A 16,987-nucleotide genomic window follows, 5' to 3' on the forward strand; every position below is an offset into this window, starting at 1 on the left:
TGTGGGTGGGGGGGGGGTGTCGTGTTGTGGGTGGGGGGGGGGGGTGGCTGCTTGGGGGGGGGCGCCTGCCGGGGGGGCGCCCCCCCCCCGCGCGCCCCCCCCCCCCACGGTGCGGGGTCAGCCGTTGTGCCGTACCGCCGTCCGGCGGCGCAGCACGAGGACTCCGGCGCCCGCGAGGAGCGCCGCGCCGGCGGCGGAGCCGTACAGCGCGGTGTCGCCGGCTCCTCCGGCGGGGCGCTCCCCGGCGTCGACGCCGCCGCGCGGCACCGTTCGGGCGGGCACGGACTCGGCCGGGACCGGGGTCGCCTCCTCGGAGCGCTCGGCGGGTCGGGGGGTGGGGGCTTCGGCGTCGGGGACCGTGGCCGACGGGGGACGGGTCGGCTGCTGCTCGGCGGGCCGGGCGGCGGGCGAGTCGTCGGCGAGGGCCGCCGTGGACGGGAGCAGTACCGCACTGACGGCTGCGGCGGCGAGGACCGCGGTCCTCAGAGTGGGGCGAAGGGACATGAAGAACTCCGATTCCAGCCCGGCGTTGGTGGTGCCCGCGCACGGATGCGCGTCGGGCGCCGGGCATGCCCACAGCCTGGAGGGGAGTTGTGAGGAAGCTGTCAGACCGCTGTGTCCATCGGATCAGGGCCGGACCGCGGCAGCCGCAGGGTGAACACCGACCCGCTGCCCAGGGTGCTGGCCGCCTCCGCCGTCCCGCCGTGCGCCTCGACGAGTTTGCGGACGATCGACAGCCCGAGGCCACTGCCCCCGGTCCGCCGGCTCCGCGACTTCTCCGCACGCCAGAACCGGTCGAAGACGTACGGCAGGTCCTCCGGTGCGATGCCGCCGCCGGTGTCGGCGACCTCCACGAGCACCTCGTCGTCCGCTCCCCCGGGCCCCGCCGCACGGGCGCCCAGCGTCACCCGGCCTCCCGGCGGTGTGTGGCGCACGGCGTTGGACACCAGGTTGCCGATCGCCTGGCGCAGCCGGACCGGGTCGGCCTCCAGGGCGAGGACCGGCCCCGGCCCGTGCGGGACGGTCACCGCGAGGGTGACGCCGACGGCCTCGGCCTGCGCCTGGTGGGCGGACACGACGTGGGCGAGCAGTTCCTCGATCCGTACGGACTCGGGGTGCAGGCGCAGGGCCCCGGCATCGGCCGCCGACAGGTCCTGGAGGTCGTCGATGATGTGCTGGAGCTGCACCGCCTCCTCCAGGAGCGAGGAGACGAACGTCGCGTCCGGGTCCGCGATGCCGTCCTGGGCTCCCTCCAGCCATCCTCGGATGTTGCTCAGCGGGGTGCGCAGTTCGTGCGCCACGTCGCTGACCATGGCCTTGCGCTGTTCCTCCAGCCGGGCGCGGTGGGCCGACATGTCGTTGAAGGCGCCGGCCAGCCGGCCGATCTCGTTGTCGCCGGCCACCACGACCTGCGACGGGGCCTCGCCGTCCCGCATGCGCTGCGCCGCTCCGGTCAGGGCGTGCAGGGGACGCACGAGCCGCACCCCGGCGAGGACGGAGGCGCCGACGGTGAGCGCGAGGACGAGCGCCGCGACCCCGGTGATCCGCGCGGTGTTCCCCGGGGACAGGTCGAAGGCGGGGACCGCGCCGCCGCCCGGGTCGCTGATGAAGAGCAGGGCGGGTGAGGCGACGTACGAACTGAGCTGCTCCTGGCGGGCGATGCCGACGCACGAGGCGATGTCGCGGTCGTTCTCACTGTCGAGGACCGCCGGGGCGGCCTGCCGGGGCGGCCGGGTCTCCCGCGGCGCGTCGCGGTCGGGCACGGGCGTCGTCTCGGGTACGGGCACGGGCACGGCCGAGGGGGCGAGGGCGTCCTCCGGGCCGGCCCGCCACGACAGGTCGAGGTCGAGCTGCACGGCGTCCCGGCCCTGGCGGTCCAGGCAGGCGTTGACGAGTTCGTTCAGCGCGGCGAGGGCCTTGGCCTCGGTGCCGGTGGGGCGGTCCAGCGCGTCGGTCGGGCACCGGCTTCCGCGCAGCCGGTCGGGGTCGTTGCCGACGACCTGGACACGGGACCTGCCGCTGGGCCCCTCGACGACGTCGGACGCTATCCCGGACCGGCCGAGGCACTGCACGGCCTCCTGCGCGGTGCGCCGGAGCGAGGTGCGTTCGGCCTCGGACAACCGGAACGGTCCGACGGCCCGGGGGTCGACCCGGTCGTTCCCCGAGCGCTGTATCCCGTCGGTCCCGGGTGCCGCGATCGTCACCGAGCCGGACCCCGCGTCGGAGCCGGAGGACACGTCGGCGACGGACAGCGCGTCCACGACCGCCGACGCCTGGGGCGGGAGGGCCGGCGGCGGGGCCGAACCGGCGGAGTCGGCGAGTATCTGCCGGTTCTGTGTGGTCAGCGTGATCCTGCGGTCGGACGCGTCGGCCAGCTCGTCCACCGTGGTGCCCACGCCGTCCCAGGTGGGGTGGCGGGCCGCGTAGGCGAGCAGGGTGTCCAGCACCCGGGTGTCGGCGGCCAGGTTGCGGCCCTGTTCCTGCTCGATGGCACCGGACGTGGTCTGCACGGCCAGCCATGCGGTCGCGGCGACCGAACAGGCCGCGACCAGGGCCGACACCGCCAGGAGCCGGCCGAGGAGGCTCTTGCGCAGCGGCAGCCGCATCCGCTGCCCGTCCTTCTCAGCGCTCCGTGGCACGCCGGGCGCCCTTCAGCGGGTCCATGAGCTTGTAGCCGACCCCGAAGACCGTGAGCAGCCTGACCGGGCGCCGGGGGGCGCGTTCGATCTTCTTGCGGAGGTTCATGATGTGCACGTCGACCGTGCGGCTGCTGATGTACCGGTCGAAGCCGTGGAGTTCGGCGAGCAGCTGCTCGCGGGTGAAGACGCGTTCGGGTTCGGCCGCCATCGCGGAGAGGAGCCGGAACTCCCCGGGGGTGCATTCGACCCCGACGCCGTCGACCGCGACCTCGTGACGGGCCGGATCGACGGTGAGGGTGCCCACCCGCAGCACCTGGCCGTCCTCGTCGCGTGCCGCGTCCCGGCGGGTGCGCCGCAGGAGGGTGCGGACCCGCGCCATGAGTTCCCTGGGGCTGTAGGGCTTGGTCATGTAGTCGTCGGCGCCCAGGTCGAGCCCGAGCAGCAGATCGTCCTCCGTGGCCCGGGCGGTGAGCATCAGGACGGCGGGTTCGCGGCCCTCGGCGCGCAGGACGCGGAGCACGTCGAGCCCGTCGGCCCGCGGCATCATCACGTCGAGGACGAGCAGGTCGGGATCCCCCCGTCGCGCCTGTTCGAGGGCGGAGAGGCCGTCGGACACCACCGTGACGGCGTGTCCTTCGCGTTCGAGGTAACGGCGGACCAGCTCGGCCTGTTTGGCGTCGTCTTCCGCGACTATGACGTTTGCGCACACGGGGACGATCGTAAGGGAGCCCCGCGTACGGACGGCCGGGCCCGGTCCGCGCCCACCGGACGGCTATGGGCCCCGGCTCCGGTGGTGGCGCGGAGGTTTACCCGGCGCGACCGGGCGCCCGGCGCGAACCGTACGGCCGGGCGACGGCCCACTCGTTGGTGGTTTCCGTCGGCACCGGGTGCGGCGCGGCTCGATCCTGGGACGGGCGGCGCTCGACCGGCGCCGCACCGGTACTGCGGGTGAGGGGAGACGGGATGACGCGGGACACGGGGTGGCGCGGCGGGCCGGAGGGCCGGGCCGTGCTTCTGGTGGCGGGGCTGGCCGATCTGGCGGTGACCACGGCGGGTTCGGTCCTGGGCGAGGTGCGGGGGCTGCTGCGCCGCTCGGACGCCGCGGAGCTCGCGGCGGAGGCCGAGCACGATCTGGCGGCCCGGGGCCGCCTGGCGCTGGACCGGTGGGCCACCGCTCCCCCGGCCCATCTGGAGGTCCTGGCGCGGGAAGTCCTGGCCCGGCAGGCCACCGATGGTGGCTGACCGGTGGGATCCGGCCGCGTTCAGGACGCGGGTCGACGACGTGCTGCACCGGTTCGTCGCGCAGGAGGCGGAGCGGTTCGCGGCCGTCGATGCCGCTCTGGCCCCGGTCGCCGCGCAGCTGGAGTCCTCCGTCGCGCACGGGAAGAGGCTGCGGGCGGCGTTCTGCTACTGGGGCTGGCGGGCCACCGGGCAGCCGGACAGCGAGGCGCTGGTGCGGGCCGCGGCCTCGATGGAGCTGGTGCACGCCGCCGCGGTCGTCCACGACGACCTCATCGACGACAGTCCGCTGCGCCACGGCCGCCCCACGGCGCACGTCGCCCTGCGCGGTGCCGTACGCCGCCGTCCGCGTTCCGCTGCGGCCGGCCGGTCCCTGGCGATGCTCGTGGGGGATCTCCTGATGGGCCTGGCGGGGCAGTTGTTCGCCACCAGCGGCCTGCCGTCGGCGTATCTCGCGCGGGCCCGCCCGCTGTGGGCGGCGCTGGCCCGGGAGCTGATAGCCGGGGAGTGCCTGGAGATCCTGCACACCGGGGCGCCCCCGGACACCGCGGACTCGCTCAAGGTGATCCGGTACAAGACGGCCAAGTACACCGTCGAGCAGCCCCTGTTGATCGGCGGCGCCCTCGCGGGGGCGGGCGACCGGGTGCGGGGCGGCTACTCCGCGTACGGACTTCCCCTGGGCGAGGCGTTCCAGCTGCGGGACGATCTGCTCGGGCTGTTCGGAAGCACCGAGGACACCGGCAAGGCGAACGCCGACGACCTGCGGGGGCGGCGGCCGACGGCGCTGCTGGCGGAGACCTGGCGCGTCGCGGACGCCGACGAGCGGCGGCAGCTGGCCGCCCTGCTGGGCCGGCGCGGTCCGGACGAGGACGGTGTGCGCGCGGTCCGTGAGCTGATGCTCCGGCTCCGGGCACCGGACCGCGTCGAGGACATGATCAGCGCGCGGGTCGAGGAGGCCCTCACCGCGCTGGGCGCACTCGGTCTGCCCGCCCCCGCGTCCGCGGCTCTGACCGCGCTGGCGCACTCGGTGGCGGTCCGTGCGTCCTGACGGCACGCCCGGCGGGCGGCGCGTGTGCGTCCGCCGCGCGTGCGGCCGCCCGAAGGCCCGGTCCGCCGCCGGGCCCCCGCTCTTCTCCCGTCCCCGGTGCGACCGCGTCCGGGACGCCGTGAACCGATCCGAGGAGTCTCACCTTGCGCTACACCGAGTCGTCGTTGAACGCCCTGCGCCGAGCCGGTGACGAGCTCGCCGACGCCACCGTCGCCACGCTCTTCGAGCGCGGGGAGGTGGGGAAGTTCAACACCCTGATGCGTTACGTCTCGACGGCGGGCGCCCCGCTGCCGGACGGGCTGCCCGAGGTCGCCCGGGAGTACCTGGAGGTGACCGCCGCCCCGCCGTCCTGGGTCGACTGGGGCGAGATGGAGAACGCCCGGCTGTTCTTCATCGACAACAACGTGCACATCGCGACCGCGCTGTCCTTCGCCTCCATGCCGGCCTGCTACCTCGTCCCCCATGTGGCGAAGCTGCTGTCGGCCACCCACGGGCTCGCCTACCCCTCGAAACGGATGGCGGAGACGGGCCAGTTCACCGTCCACCTGATGCAGCCGGACGCCTTCGAGGCCGGTGGCCGCTTCGTCCCCGCCGCGCAGAAGGTGCGTCTCCTGCACGCCTCCATCCGCCACCACCTGGAGCGGGAGGAGCGCTGGGACACCGCGGCGCTCGGGACGCCGATCTGTCAGGAGGACATGATCGGCGGGCAGATGTTCTTCTCCCTGCTCGTCCTCGACAGCCTGCACCGCCTCGGGATCCACATGTCGCAGGAGGGCGCCCGGTCCTACTTCTACGCCTGGCGCGTGGTCGGTGCCATGCTCGGTGTCGACCAGGACGCGGTGCCCGGCACGCTCGACGAGGCCCGCGCGTTCCTCGACCTCTACATGCTCCGGCACATGGGGCCGTCGCCGGAGGGCGCGCACCTGACGCGCCAGCTCATCGACCTCTACGAGGAGGTCGTCCCGGGCACGTTCTTCGATCCGGTCGTGTCCGCGCTCATCCGGCATCTGGTCGGCGACACCTGCGGCGACTGGCTCGACGTGCCGCGCACCTCGTGGGACACCCTGGTCAAGGCCGTGCCCCGGCTGCTCGGCGTGCTGGAGACCATCGAGGACCGTTCACCGCTCGGCGCGTGGGCCCTGGACCGGGTCGGCCACTTCACCACCCTCCTCGAACTGTCCTCGCTGACCCGCGGGCGCGTGATGCACTACGCCGTCCCCGAGCAGCTCAGGAAGGAGTACGACGTCTCCGGTCCGCTGCCCCGCACCGAGCGGTGGGTGCCGCCGGAAGCCACGGTCCCCCGGGCAGGCTCCTGAGGTCCGGCGCCGCCCGCCCGGGCACGGCGGGCGGGCGGCGCCGGACCCCGTACGGACGGGGCGCGACCCGGGTCCGTGCCGGGTGCGTCAGCAGACGCCGTCGCCGGGCTTCGGGTTGCCCAGGCCGAACAGCGGTCGCAGCCTCAGGCCGATCCAGGTGCCGGCCAGGGCGACGGCGCCCCAGATCCAGCCGCTCAGGCTCCCCGAAGCGACACCGGCCAGGTAGGCACCGATGTTGCAGCCGCCGGCCAGCCGGGCGCCGATGCCCATCAGTACGCCGCCGAGCACCGCGGCGACGGCGGTGCGCCAGGGGATGCCCCGGTGCAGCGTCCACGTGCCGCCGAGGGCGGCGGCCACCGCGGCACCGATCATGATGCCGATGTCGGTGAGACTCGTCTTGTCGGCCAGCACGGGGCCGGCGAGCATCTCCGCGTTGCCCGGCTTCCGCCACCAGGTCCAGTTCTCCGGGTGGCCGCCGAGCGCGCCCACCAGTTCCGAACCCCACAGGCTGAACGCGCTCGTGACACCCCAGGCGCCGCCGGACACCACCAGCACGCCCGCGCCCAGCAGGGCGAGCGCCAGGGCGCCGACGGCCGGCGGCCAGGAGCCCCGGAGGGCGCGGACCGCGGCGGTGCGTGCCGAGGGTACGGCGCCCAGGGGCGGCGGATTGCGGCGCGCCTGGACGCGTCGCGTGACGGCGACGACCAGCAGCAGCGCGGCGATGGTCACCGCCCACGAGCCGAACCAGCCGATGTGGTCGGACAGGACGACCGGTTCCCAGGCGGGGAGGTCCTTCCAGAGGTCGAACTGCCAGGCGGCGAGGGTGGCGCCCGCGATGAATCCGCCGAGGGTCAGGAGGATGGAGGACTGTCCGGAGCCGACGGCGAAGAGGGTGCCCGAGGCGCAGGCGCCGCCGAGCTGCATCCCGACGGCGAACAGCAGGGAACCGGCGACCAGTCCGGCCCCGATCGATCCCGCGGAGGGGGCGGGCTGGGAGCCGAACAGCCCGGTGCCGCTCCCGATGACCAGGGCGAACAGGGTCGCCGTGGTGCCGAGCAGCAGGGCGTGGGCCCGCAGCCCGCTGCCGTTGCCCACGGCGATGAGCTGGCGCCAGGCGGAGGTGAAGCCGAACCGGGAGTGGAAGAGGGCGGCGCCCAGACCGAGTCCCAGGAGGAGCAGTACGCCCGGTCGGGCCCCGTGCGTGGCCCATACGTACGCGGTCAGGGCCACCGCGAGCAGCCCGGACACGACGAGCGGTGTCCGGCGCACCGGGGGCAGCGGCGGCGCCTCCGGTCGCGGCACCGAGGTGGGGGAAGGGAGGAACAGCGCGGGCCGGGTGCGCGGGGGCGCTGCGGGTCCGGTGGGTGGGGCGGTGGTCACGAAGGGCTCCGGGAAGGTGCGGGGCGAACGGGCTTCACGGGGTGCGGGCGGTGCGGGACGCACGGCGGACGCGGGTTCCGCCGCTTCAGAGTCCGTCGTCGACGCACCACGCCGCGTGCGCGAACAGCGCGAGGCACAGGGTCGGAGCCGGTACAGACATGCGTACGAATATACGGACGGTCTCGCTCCGGATGCTCGGGCGTCTCGCCATCCGGAAGGCCTCCGCGGCCGGGGAGCCGCCCGGCCGCTCGGGGGACGGGCCGTTGACAGGGCCGCGCCGGGGCCACAGACTCGCCGCGCGGTACGTGAAGCAGGTTTCACCTTGCGAACAGAGAGCTCCGGACGGCGGAACCCACCGGGACGCCCGCCTCCTCGGTGAGCCGTACGGGCGCGGACGAGGACTCCCGCGTGACGGTCCCCGGGGACGGCGACACCCCTGACCGAAGGAGAACGAGCCGTGCACACGACCGTGGGGATCATCGGGGCCGGACCGGCCGGGCTGCTGCTGGCGCGCACGCTCCACCGGGCGGGTGTCGACTGCGTCGTCCTGGAGAGCCGCGACCGCGCCCACGTCGAACGGCGGCAGCGGGCGGGCGTCCTCGAACAGTCCACCGTCGACGCCCTGCGCGCGGTCGGGGCCGCCGGACGTCTGGACCGGGAGGGCCTGGTCCACGACGGTGTGGAACTCCGCTGGGAGGGGCGCGCCCACCGCGTCGACTTCCCGTCCCTGGCGAACGGCCGGCGCGTCCGGGTCTACGCGCAGACCGAGGTCGTCAAGGACCTGGTCGCCCTGCACCTGGCCGACGGCGCGGCCCTCCGCTTCGGCGCCGAGGCCCGCTCGGTCGACGGCGCGGACACCGGCCGGCCGACGATCCGCTATACCCAGGGCGGCCGGGACAGGACCCTGACGTGCGACTACGTCGTCGGGTGCGACGGCTTCCACGGGGTGGCCCGGGCGGCGTTCCCCGAAGGGATCCGCCGCACCTACGCGCGTGCGTACCCGTACGCCTGGCTCGGGATCCTGGCCGATGTGGCGCCGTCCTGCGACGAGTTGGTCTACGCCCACTCCCGGCGCGGCTTCGCCCTGCACAGCATGCGGTCGCCCGAGGTCAGCCGGCTGTACCTGCAGGTGCCCCACGGCACGGATCCGGCGGACTGGCCCGACGAGCGGATCTGGGACGAGCTCGACGCCCGGTTCGCACGGGACGGCTGGGAGCTGGCGCGCGGCCCGATCACCTCCAGGAGTGTTCTGCCGATGCGCAGTTCGGTCACCGAGCCGATGCGGTACGGCCGCGTGTTCCTCGCCGGGGACGCCGCGCACATCGTGCCGCCCACCGGGGCGAAGGGCCTCAATCTGGCCGTGGCCGACGTCGTCGTGCTCGGGCGCGCTCTGATCCGGCACCGGACGACCGGTGCGTCCGATCTGCTGGACGCCTATTCCGACACGTGCCTGCGCCGCGTCTGGCGTGCCGAGCACTTCTCGTACGCCATGACCACGATGCTGCACACCGATCCCGCCGGGAGTCCCTTCGACACGCGGCTCCAGATCGCGCAGCTCGACCGCATCGCCGACTCGCCGCACGCCGCGGCCGAGCTCGCCGTGAACTACACGGGCCTGCCGCTGCCGTGACCGCGGGCCGGGCCCTCACCGCACTCCGCAGTTTTATGACGGTGCGTCAAAGAGCTTATGTGCAGGCCCCATTGACACGGACGGAGGCCGACGGGAAACTCGCACGGCTCCGCAGTGGACGTGATTTCACCTGGCGAACAACACTCCCGACCGTGGCACCGCCCGCGCTCCGGGCGGTCCACCCGCCACGCCCCCGTGGCAGAAAGCGAGTGCCTCGTGGCCGCCTCTCCCCCGCCCCCGCCCGACCGCTCCTTCCGGGTCGTCGCTCCGGTCATCGCGCTGTGCTGGCTCGTCGTGTTCTTCGACGGCATGGACGTCACCATCTACGGCGCGACCATGCCGCACCTCCTGGCCGACGAGGCACTCGGCCTCACCCCCGCACTGGCCGGCACCATCGGCAGCTGGACCACCTTCGGCATGCTGGTGGGCGCCCTGGCCGCGGGCACCGTCACCGACTGGCTGGGCCGGAAGCCACTGGTGGTGGGGAGTGTGCTGCTGTTCTCGGCCGGGTCGGCGCTGTGCGCCGTCGCGCCCGGCGCCACCGTGTTCGGGGCCGGCCGCTTCCTGTCCGGGCTCGGCCTGGGCGGACTGATGCCGATCGGGCTCGCGCTGGTCGCCGAGTTCGCCCCGCCGCGCAGGGCCGCCCTGGCCACCGGCCTCATGATGACCTCGTACCACGCGGGCGGCATGGCGGCCACCGGCATCGGGCTCGCCGTGGCCCCCGGACACGGCTGGCGCTGGGTGTTCTGGGCGGGTGCACTGCCCGCCCTGGTCGCGGTGCCGCTGGTGCTGGCCCGGCTCCCGGAGTCCCCGGGGGTGCTCTTCGCACGGGGCCGCCTGGAGCGGGCGTACGCGGTGGCCGACCGCTACCGGCTGGAGCGCCCGGGGACCCGGGAGGCCCCCCGGGCCGGCGCGCGGGGCCGTGCGGCGGCGATCGGCGCGCTGTTCTCCCCCGGCACCCGCTGGGCGACCCCGCTGCTGTGGACCGCGTCCTTCGCGGGCCTCCTCCTGGTCTACGGCGTCTCCACCTGGCTGCCCGAACTGATGCGCGCCACCGGCTACTCCCTCTCCTCCTCGGTCACCTTCCTGATGGTGATCAACGCGGGCGGGATCGTGGGGATGCTGATCGCGGGCCGCGCGGCCGACAGGTTCGGCCCGGTGCGGGTCTCCGCCCTCTGGTTCCTCCTGACCGCGGTCGGCGTCTTCCTGCTCCGGGCGCCGCTCCCGCTGGAAGCGGCGTACACGGTCGTCTTCGTCACCGGCGTCTGGCTGTTCAGCGCCCAGGTGATGGTGTACGCCGCCACGTCACGCGTGTACGCACCCCGCGAACGCGCCACCGGGCTGGGCTGGGTCACGGGCATCGGCCGCACGGGCGCGGTCGTCGGCCCGGCCCTGGGCGGGGCGGTGCTCGCGGGCGGCGACGCGGGGCTCGGCTTCACCACGTTCGCCGTGACCGCCGTGCTGGGCGCCGCGGCGATCTCCCTCGTCCCGGCGGCCCTGGGCGGACGCCGCGACAAGGCCCCCGGTCTCACCCCCGCGACGGACTGAGACCTCTCCCTCTGCGCGGCCCGGTGTCGGGGCGCCGCGTCGCCGGACGCGCCGTTCGCACCCGTGTGCACCAAGATGGGACCTGTCGTAGTCGCGCCTCCCCCGGCCGCGGCCCGCGTACCGGCTTCGGCGGTGCGGGCGGCTCGCGGACCCGGTGACGCGCGGACCGCTGCGGCCGTGTCCGTCGAGGAGGCCCACGTGTCCGACTCAGTTCGTCCCCTGCAAGGCCGTGTCGCCGTCGTGACCGGTGCCGCGCGAGGCGTCGGTGCGGCGGTGGCGCGTGAGCTGGCCCGGCGCGGCGCGGACGTGGCCCTGCTCGGCCGGGAGGAGGCGACTCTCGCCCGGGTCCGGGACGAGATCCCCGGAGCCGCCCGGTGCTGGGAGGTCGACGTGACCGACGACGCCGGCATGAGCCGGGTGGCCGGCGAGGTCCGCGCCCGGATGGGGCCCGCGTCGGTCGTGGTGGCGAACGCGGGACTGGCCGAGGGCGGCCCGTTCGCCGAGTCCGACCCGGTGACCTGGCGGCGCGTCGTCGAGGTCAACCTGATCGGCAGTGCCATCAGCGCACGCGCCTTCCTCCCCCAGCTGCGGGAGACACGCGGGTACTACCTGCAGGTCGCCTCGCTGGCCTCCATCGGGGCGGCCCCCCTGATGAGCGCCTACTGCGCCTCCAAGGCGGGCGTCGAGTCGTTCGCCCACTCGCTGCGCGCCGAGTACGCCCACGAACACGTCGGGGTGGGCATCGCCTACCTGAACTGGACCGACACGGACATGATCCGGGACGCGGACGAGCACCCCGTGCTGCGGGAACTGCGGGCGCACATGCCCCGGCCGGCACGCAAGGTCTACCCGGTGGGGACCGTGGCGGGACGGCTGGTGGACGCGGTGGAGCGGCGCAGCGCGGCGGTGTACGCACCGGCCTGGCTCCGTGCCACCCAGGCGGTGCGCGCCGCGATGCCGCCGGTGGTCACCGCGCTCTCGAAGCGGGAGATCCCCCGGCTCCAGCGGGAGACGCCGTTCGAGGGCACGGGCCTGCTGGGAGCCGGCGGTCTCGCGGACCTGGACGGTGCGGGCCGCGCGCAGCGGTAGACGGGCTGCCGCCCGGCCCCTCCGCCGTCGCCGATCCGCCGGTCAGGTGATGTCGGCCGTGGACACGCGTGACCCCGGGGGACGCGGGGGGAGATGTGTCGCACCGACCGTCCCCTGCCGCAGGAGCTCCCATGCCGCCCCGGTCCTCCACTCCCCGCTACACCGTCCCCGGTCTCAGCACCAAGGACGGCGGGCGGCTGATCGACCTGTTGGGCATGCGTCTGCACGCCCTGAACGACCTGGCGCTCACGCTCAAGCACATCCACTGGAACGTGACGGGGCCGCACTTCATCGCCGTCCACGAGATGCTGGACCCGCAGACGCTGGCGGTCCGGGACATGGCGGACGCCACGGCCGAACGCATCTCGGCCCTGGGCGGTGTGCCGCAGGGCACCGCGGGCGTGCTGGTCACCGAGCGGACCTGGGACGACTACAGCGTGGGGCGGGCCGACGCGATCGCCCACCTCGGGGCGCTGGACCTCGTGTACACGGGCATCATCGGGGACCACCGCAAGGCGGCCGCGAAGGCGGCCGCCGTGGACCCGGTCACCGAGGACCTGCTCATCGAACACCTCCGCGCCCTGGAGCAGTTCCAGTGGTTCGTCCGGGCCCACCTGGAGAACAGCGCCGGGGCGCTCGCCACGACGGACGCGCGCAGCGAGAAGCAGGCCGCCGCCGCAGCCGGGACGTCACGGTCGATCCCGGCGAAGCAGACGGCCAGCCCCCGGCGGACGGCCAAGAAGACCGGAGTCACCAAGCGCGGCAAGTGAGCCCGCGGCCGGCCCGCACCCGGTGCGGGCCGGGCCGGACCGCGGGCCCCTGGATCACCGGGTCACGGTCCACTTCTGGGCGGCGGCACCGGTGCACGTCCAGATCTGCAGCCTGGTGCTGTTCGCACTGTTGCCTCCGGTCACGTCCAGGCACTTGTCGGCCTGCGGGTTGACGATGTCGCGGGCGGCCGGTGTGGCCCACTGCTGCGCCGCCGATCCGTTGCAGTCCCACAGCTGGACCTTCGTCCCGTCCGCCGTGCCGCCGGACGCCACGTCCAGGCACTTGCCCAGCGCCCGGATCGTGCCGTCGCCGCCCACCGTCCACCGCTGCGCGGTCGTGCCGTTGCAGTCGTACAGCTGTACCGGCGTGCCGTTCGCCACCGCGCCCGCGGCCACGTCCACGCACTTGCCCGCCAGCCCCGTGATGGGGCCGCCGCCGCCCGGCTGGCCGCTGTCGCCGGTGACGCGGACGTAGTCGACGAGGAGCTGCTGCGGGAAGACCGTGCTGCCGTCGGGGTCGCCCGGCCAGTAGCCGCCGACGGCGAGGTTCAGGATGACGAAGAAGGGCTTGTCGAAGACCCACTGCCGCCCGCCGAGGTCGGCGGGGGTGCGGCGCTGGTAGACGGTGCCGTCGACGGACCAGGTGATGGAGTTCGGGCTCCAGTCGACCGCGAACGTGTGGAACGCGTCGGCGAACGCCTGGCCGCCCGGCAGGCTGTACCCCGCGCCGATGCCGCCGCTGCCGGAGTAGCCAGGGCCGTGCAGGGTGCCGTGGACGGTGCCCGGCTCGAAGCCGACGTTCTCCATGATGTCGATCTCACCGCTGTTGGGCCAGCCGACGCTGCCGATGTCGGTGCCCAGCATCCAGAAGGCGGGCCAGATGCCCTGTCCGCGCGGGATCTTCATCCTGGCCTCGACCCGGCCGTACGTGGTGCTGAACTTGCCGGAGGTGTTCAGCCGGGCCGAGGTGTACTCGCACCGCCCGTACCAGCACTGATAGTTGCCCGGGTTCTCCTTGCGCGCGGTGATGACGAGGTTGCCCTGGCCGTCGAGCACGGCGTTGCGATTGCCCGCGGTGTAGTACTGCCGCTCGTGGTTGTTGACGTTGTCGCCGGTCTCGATCTGCCACTTCGCGCCGTTGACGGCGGAGCCGGCGGCTCCGTCGAACTCGTCGGAGAACGTGACGGCGGCGGCCGCCGCCGTGCCGGCGGACCGTTCGGCGGAGCTGGTCGCGGGGGTGGGCGCGCTCAGCGCCGGCCCGGTGGACAGGGTCGCGAGGCCGAGCACCATGACGAGGGACAGGACCAGGCGCCGGGGCAGGCGGGAGGATCTCATGCCGCTCCCTTCGGGGAGTGAGGGATCGACATGGGCATGTCAGATCCGAGTGGGTGGGGCGGACCGCGCCGAGCACTCCCCGCACGCCGCGAACCGGGCGGACGGGGAGGGCGGAAAGGGAGCCGGAGGCTTCGTTCACTACGTGATTTAAGGAAGGAGCACCGAACGTGTCAAGGACTTGGTCTGGACCGGAGATCCAGGCTCCTCCCGGCGTTCCGGCCGACGGCCGAAAAGCGCGGCAGGCCGGGAGGAGCGGCGGGCCGCCGCACCTCGGGCGGGTCCGCCCGGAAGGCGCCCGCGGGCACCGGCCGGGACGTCACGCGGTTGGCCGGTTCCGCACCTCGCACCCCGGGACCGCCCCGGCCCGGCGCACGGACCACCCGGGTGCGACCGGGGGTGCGGATCGGCCCGGGGTGCGGCGATGACCGGTCGCGTCGTGGAGACTTGAGGGACCGGCGGCACACCGCCGCCGGTGCACGGCGTCAGCCGGCACCCGGAAGCCGCGGCAGCGGCTCCGCGTCCCGCTGGAGCACCGGACCGGGGCAGACGAGGGGGCCACGATCAACACCGCCGAAACGGGCCGGCATCCGCTGGACTCCAGCAGTGTGGCGAACGCGAAGAGGACCGTCCTCGAACTCCTGGTGCGGGCGGGCATGTTCCGGGAGGAGGCCGAGGAGCTCGTGGCCCTCGTGGAGGCCGGGGCGCTCGCGGACGCGCACGGGGAGATCGGGGAGCCGCAGGGCGCCCCCGCCAGGAGCGGCGAGGCGTACGGCAGCGGCTGGCACGACGGCGGCCTGGCCGTGCGCGACGCACTGGGCCGCGTCGCCCAGCGTGCGCTGGACCGCGCCCTGGGCCCGGCGCTGCCCGGATCTCCCGGAGCCGTCGCACGCGACCGCCACCCCGTCGGGAGGGTGGACGTGGAGCGGGCGAAGGTCGCCGTGCTGCCGCTCTATCTCGCGTTCAGCGACCTGTCCTCGCTCGACCCCGAGGTGTCGGACGAGGTCCTGACCGCGGTGCTCGGCACCATGAACGTCGTGGGCCGGGTGGGGTACGCCGGACAGCTGGAGCAGTTCACCGGCTCCCGCCGGGACCGGCTGGCCCGGCTGTACGCGCGGTTCGGGCCGCAGAGCCGCACCGCCGTGCACGGCCGCTACTCCCTCCTCCACTCCCCCACGAGCATCGCCGTGCTCGAACGCCTGGTCGCCGCCCCGGCGGCGATCCGGGCGGAGTGGGAACACGCGGAGCTTCCCCCGGCGTGGCTGGACGGCCTGGTGAGCGCCTGGGACGCGGCGGAGGACCCGCCGGGCCGGACGCCCTCGTCCCCCGCCTGAGCGGCGGAGAGCGCGGGGGGCCGTCGGGCCGTCAGCCGGAGGCGGGCTCCTCGGAACGGGCACGGGGAAGGCTGAAGACGAAGCGGGTGCCGGGGGTGTGAGCGGTGTCGAGGCCGATGGTGCCGCCGTGGTACTCCACGATCTTCTTGCAGAGGGCGAGCCCGATGCCGTTGCCCGGATAGGTCTCACGGGTGTGCAGGCGCTGGAAGATCACGAAGATCTTCTCGGCGTACCCCGGGCCGATCCCGATGCCGTTGTCGCTCACGGCGAACCGCCGCAGGCCGCCGCCCTCGGCGTCCTCCGGTTCCAGGACGGCGATATGGATCCGGGGCACCACGCCGGGGGTGCGGAACTTCACGGCGTTGGAGATCAGGTTCTGCAGCAGCACGCCGAGCTGGGTCGGATCGCCGTGGACCACCGGGAGCGGGTCGTGGGTGAGCACGGCGCCGCTCTCCTCGATGATCAGACCGAGGGAGCCGGTGGTACGGCGCAGGACCGCTTCCAGGCTGACGTCGGCGTCCTCGGCGTGCAGACGGCCGACGCGGGAGAAGTCGAGGAGGTCGCCGATGAGGGTCTGCATCCGGTTGGCGCCGTCGACCGCGAACGAGATGTACTGCTTCGCCCGGTCGTCGAGCTGTTCCGCGTAGCGGCGTTCGAGCAGCTGGCAGAAGCTCGCGACCTTGCGCAAGGGCTCCTGGAGGTCGTGGGAGGCCACGTAGGCGAACTGTTCCAGCTCCTCGTTGGAGCGGCGCAGCTCGGTGGCCTGTTCGTCGAGCCGGGCCCGGGCGCGGTCGCTGAACTCCAGCTCCCCGGCGAGCCGGCGCCGCATCCCGTCCACGTCCCTGGCCAGTGCCCGCAGATCGGCGGGGCCGGAAGCGGCGATGGTGTGCCCGAACCGGCCGTCCGCGATCTCCCGGACATCGGTGCGCAGCCGGTCCAGTGGCCCCTGGACGCCCCTGCGCAGGCCGGCGAAGGCGAGCCCGATGAGGGCGAGGACGACGCAGGCGATGGCGGTGAACACCGTGTTGCGCAGGGTGCGGGCCGCCTCCAGGTCGCCGAGGGCCCGGTCCCGCTCGGCCTCGATGCGGTGCTGCTGCTCGGTCAGCGAGGCCCGCAGCCGGTCGAAGGCGGGCTTGCCCGACTCGGTGCGCTGCTGGGCGGAGGCCGTGGGGTCGGACGCCTCGCCGACGGGGCGGGCGGTGGTGGCCTGCCAGCGCTCGGAGTCCTCGCGCACCCGGGCCAGATCCGCCGTCGCCCGTACGTCGCCCTCGGTCAGCCGCGCCAGTTCGGCCGCCGCGGCACGCTCCTGGGCGACGCCGTCCCGGTACGGCTGGAGGAACGCGGGCTTCCCCGTCACGGCGTACCCGCGGATCCCGGTCTCCTGGTTGACGAGGGCGCTCTCCATGCGCACGGAGGCGATGAGGGCGGGCGACCACCGGTCGGTCAGCCGCCTGTTGACGTCGGTGGCGTGGGCCAGGACCCAGACCCCGCAGCCGGTCAGGGCGAGCAGGAGCACCAGCACCGCCGCGGAGCCGGCACCCAGCCAGCCCCGGGTGGTCCAGCCGTCCCCGGCCGGCCCGGACGGCGCTGTCGCCGGGGTCCGCCGGACGCTGTCGGTCTCCACGCCGGGTCCCCCTCCCTGGCCCGGCCGCGTGCCGGGGC

The 16,987-nt window shown here is 74.4% G+C and carries 14 protein-coding genes; 8 read left to right on the forward strand and 6 right to left on the reverse strand.

From position 1 onward, the window contains the following. Positions 1 to 117: 117 nt before the first annotated feature. The 3 genes from ABZ172_RS02620 to ABZ172_RS02630 all read right to left on the reverse strand — a co-directional run bounded on the left by ABZ172_RS02620 (position 118) and on the right by ABZ172_RS02630 (position 3,348). Positions 118 to 504 (reverse strand): hypothetical protein, encoded by a 387-nt coding sequence (locus ABZ172_RS02620; RefSeq protein ID WP_356879394.1) that lies wholly within the window; start codon positions 502 to 504, stop codon positions 118 to 120. A gap of 101 nt (positions 505 to 605) precedes the next feature. Beyond that, positions 606 to 2,606, reverse strand: a complete 2,001-nt coding sequence (locus ABZ172_RS02625) for a HAMP domain-containing sensor histidine kinase (RefSeq protein WP_356879811.1) — start codon at positions 2,604 to 2,606, stop codon at positions 606 to 608. A 16-nt stretch (positions 2,607 to 2,622) separates the two neighbouring features. Then, positions 2,623 to 3,348 carry a response regulator transcription factor gene (locus ABZ172_RS02630; protein ID WP_356879396.1) on the reverse strand — a complete coding sequence of 242 codons (726 nt, stop codon included), beginning with the start codon at positions 3,346 to 3,348 and terminating at the stop codon, positions 2,623 to 2,625. Positions 3,349 to 3,602: 254 nt separating this feature from the next. On the opposite strand from ABZ172_RS02630, the gene ABZ172_RS02635 reads away from it, so the two are divergent. The 3 genes from ABZ172_RS02635 to ABZ172_RS02645 all read left to right on the forward strand — a co-directional run bounded on the left by ABZ172_RS02635 (position 3,603) and on the right by ABZ172_RS02645 (position 6,242). Continuing rightward, positions 3,603 to 3,881 carry a polyprenyl synthetase gene (locus ABZ172_RS02635; RefSeq protein ID WP_356879398.1) on the forward strand — a complete coding sequence of 93 codons (279 nt, stop codon included), beginning with the start codon at positions 3,603 to 3,605 and terminating at the stop codon, positions 3,879 to 3,881. After that, positions 3,871 to 4,926, forward strand: a complete 1,056-nt coding sequence (locus ABZ172_RS02640) for a polyprenyl synthetase family protein (RefSeq protein WP_356879400.1) — start codon at positions 3,871 to 3,873, stop codon at positions 4,924 to 4,926. The genes ABZ172_RS02635 and ABZ172_RS02640 overlap by 11 nt, the downstream gene beginning before the upstream one ends. 143 nt (positions 4,927 to 5,069) lie before the next feature. Beyond that, positions 5,070 to 6,242: an oxygenase MpaB family protein gene (locus ABZ172_RS02645; RefSeq protein WP_356879402.1), complete on the forward strand. Its 1,173-nt coding sequence runs from the start codon at positions 5,070 to 5,072 to the stop codon at positions 6,240 to 6,242. An 87-nt stretch (positions 6,243 to 6,329) separates the two neighbouring features. On the opposite strand, the gene ABZ172_RS02650 is transcribed toward ABZ172_RS02645, so the two are convergent. Beyond that, positions 6,330 to 7,622 carry a YeeE/YedE family protein gene (locus tag ABZ172_RS02650; RefSeq protein ID WP_356879404.1) on the reverse strand — a complete coding sequence of 431 codons (1,293 nt, stop codon included), beginning with the start codon at positions 7,620 to 7,622 and terminating at the stop codon, positions 6,330 to 6,332. A gap of 457 nt (positions 7,623 to 8,079) precedes the next feature. On the opposite strand from ABZ172_RS02650, the gene ABZ172_RS02655 reads away from it, so the two are divergent. The 4 genes from ABZ172_RS02655 (at position 8,080) to ABZ172_RS02670 (ending at position 12,659) form a co-directional block, all read left to right on the forward strand. Beyond that, complete coding sequence (locus tag ABZ172_RS02655) at positions 8,080 to 9,252, forward strand: 4-hydroxybenzoate 3-monooxygenase (RefSeq protein WP_356879406.1); 1,173 nt, start codon at positions 8,080 to 8,082, stop codon at positions 9,250 to 9,252. A 195-nt stretch (positions 9,253 to 9,447) separates the two neighbouring features. Next, positions 9,448 to 10,800: an aromatic acid/H+ symport family MFS transporter gene (locus ABZ172_RS02660; RefSeq protein WP_356879408.1), complete on the forward strand. Its 1,353-nt coding sequence runs from the start codon at positions 9,448 to 9,450 to the stop codon at positions 10,798 to 10,800. A 198-nt stretch (positions 10,801 to 10,998) separates the two neighbouring features. After that, positions 10,999 to 11,889, forward strand: a complete 891-nt coding sequence (locus ABZ172_RS02665; RefSeq protein WP_356879410.1) for an SDR family oxidoreductase — start codon at positions 10,999 to 11,001, stop codon at positions 11,887 to 11,889. 131 nt (positions 11,890 to 12,020) lie between these two features. Next, positions 12,021 to 12,659: a DNA starvation/stationary phase protection protein gene (locus tag ABZ172_RS02670; protein WP_356879412.1), complete on the forward strand. Its 639-nt coding sequence runs from the start codon at positions 12,021 to 12,023 to the stop codon at positions 12,657 to 12,659. A gap of 54 nt (positions 12,660 to 12,713) precedes the next feature. On the opposite strand, the gene ABZ172_RS02675 is transcribed toward ABZ172_RS02670, so the two are convergent. Continuing rightward, entirely contained in the window at positions 12,714 to 13,994 is a 1,281-nt protein-coding gene (locus ABZ172_RS02675; RefSeq protein WP_356879414.1) for a lectin, read from the reverse strand. 605 nt (positions 13,995 to 14,599) lie between these two features. Here ABZ172_RS02675 and ABZ172_RS02680 point away from each other — a divergent pair. After that, complete coding sequence (locus tag ABZ172_RS02680; RefSeq protein ID WP_356879416.1) at positions 14,600 to 15,325, forward strand: hypothetical protein; 726 nt, start codon at positions 14,600 to 14,602, stop codon at positions 15,323 to 15,325. Between the two features lie 31 nt (positions 15,326 to 15,356). On the opposite strand, the gene ABZ172_RS02685 is transcribed toward ABZ172_RS02680, so the two are convergent. Continuing rightward, positions 15,357 to 16,949 carry an ATP-binding protein gene (locus ABZ172_RS02685; protein ID WP_356879418.1) on the reverse strand — a complete coding sequence of 531 codons (1,593 nt, stop codon included), beginning with the start codon at positions 16,947 to 16,949 and terminating at the stop codon, positions 15,357 to 15,359. Between the last annotated feature and the right edge of the window lie 38 nt (positions 16,950 to 16,987).

Origin of the sequence: Streptomyces sp. NPDC006296 (assembly GCF_040613235.1) — a bacterium.
GTDB lineage: Bacteria > Actinomycetota > Actinomycetes > Streptomycetales > Streptomycetaceae > Streptomyces.

Excerpts from the sequence above, each read along its gene's own strand:
- ABZ172_RS02620 (WP_356879394.1), bottom strand. The coding sequence starts at position 504 with ATGTCCCTTCGCCCCACTCTGAGGACCGCGGTCCTCGCCGCCGCAGCC.
- ABZ172_RS02625 (WP_356879811.1), bottom strand. The coding sequence starts at position 2,606 with ATGCGGCTGCCGCTGCGCAAGAGCCTCCTCGGCCGGCTCCTGGCGGTG.
- ABZ172_RS02635 (WP_356879398.1), top strand. The coding sequence starts at position 3,603 with ATGACGCGGGACACGGGGTGGCGCGGCGGGCCGGAGGGCCGGGCCGTG.
- ABZ172_RS02640 (WP_356879400.1), top strand. The coding sequence starts at position 3,871 with ATGGTGGCTGACCGGTGGGATCCGGCCGCGTTCAGGACGCGGGTCGAC.
- ABZ172_RS02670 (WP_356879412.1), top strand. The coding sequence starts at position 12,021 with ATGCCGCCCCGGTCCTCCACTCCCCGCTACACCGTCCCCGGTCTCAGC.
- ABZ172_RS02675 (WP_356879414.1), bottom strand. The coding sequence starts at position 13,994 with ATGAGATCCTCCCGCCTGCCCCGGCGCCTGGTCCTGTCCCTCGTCATG.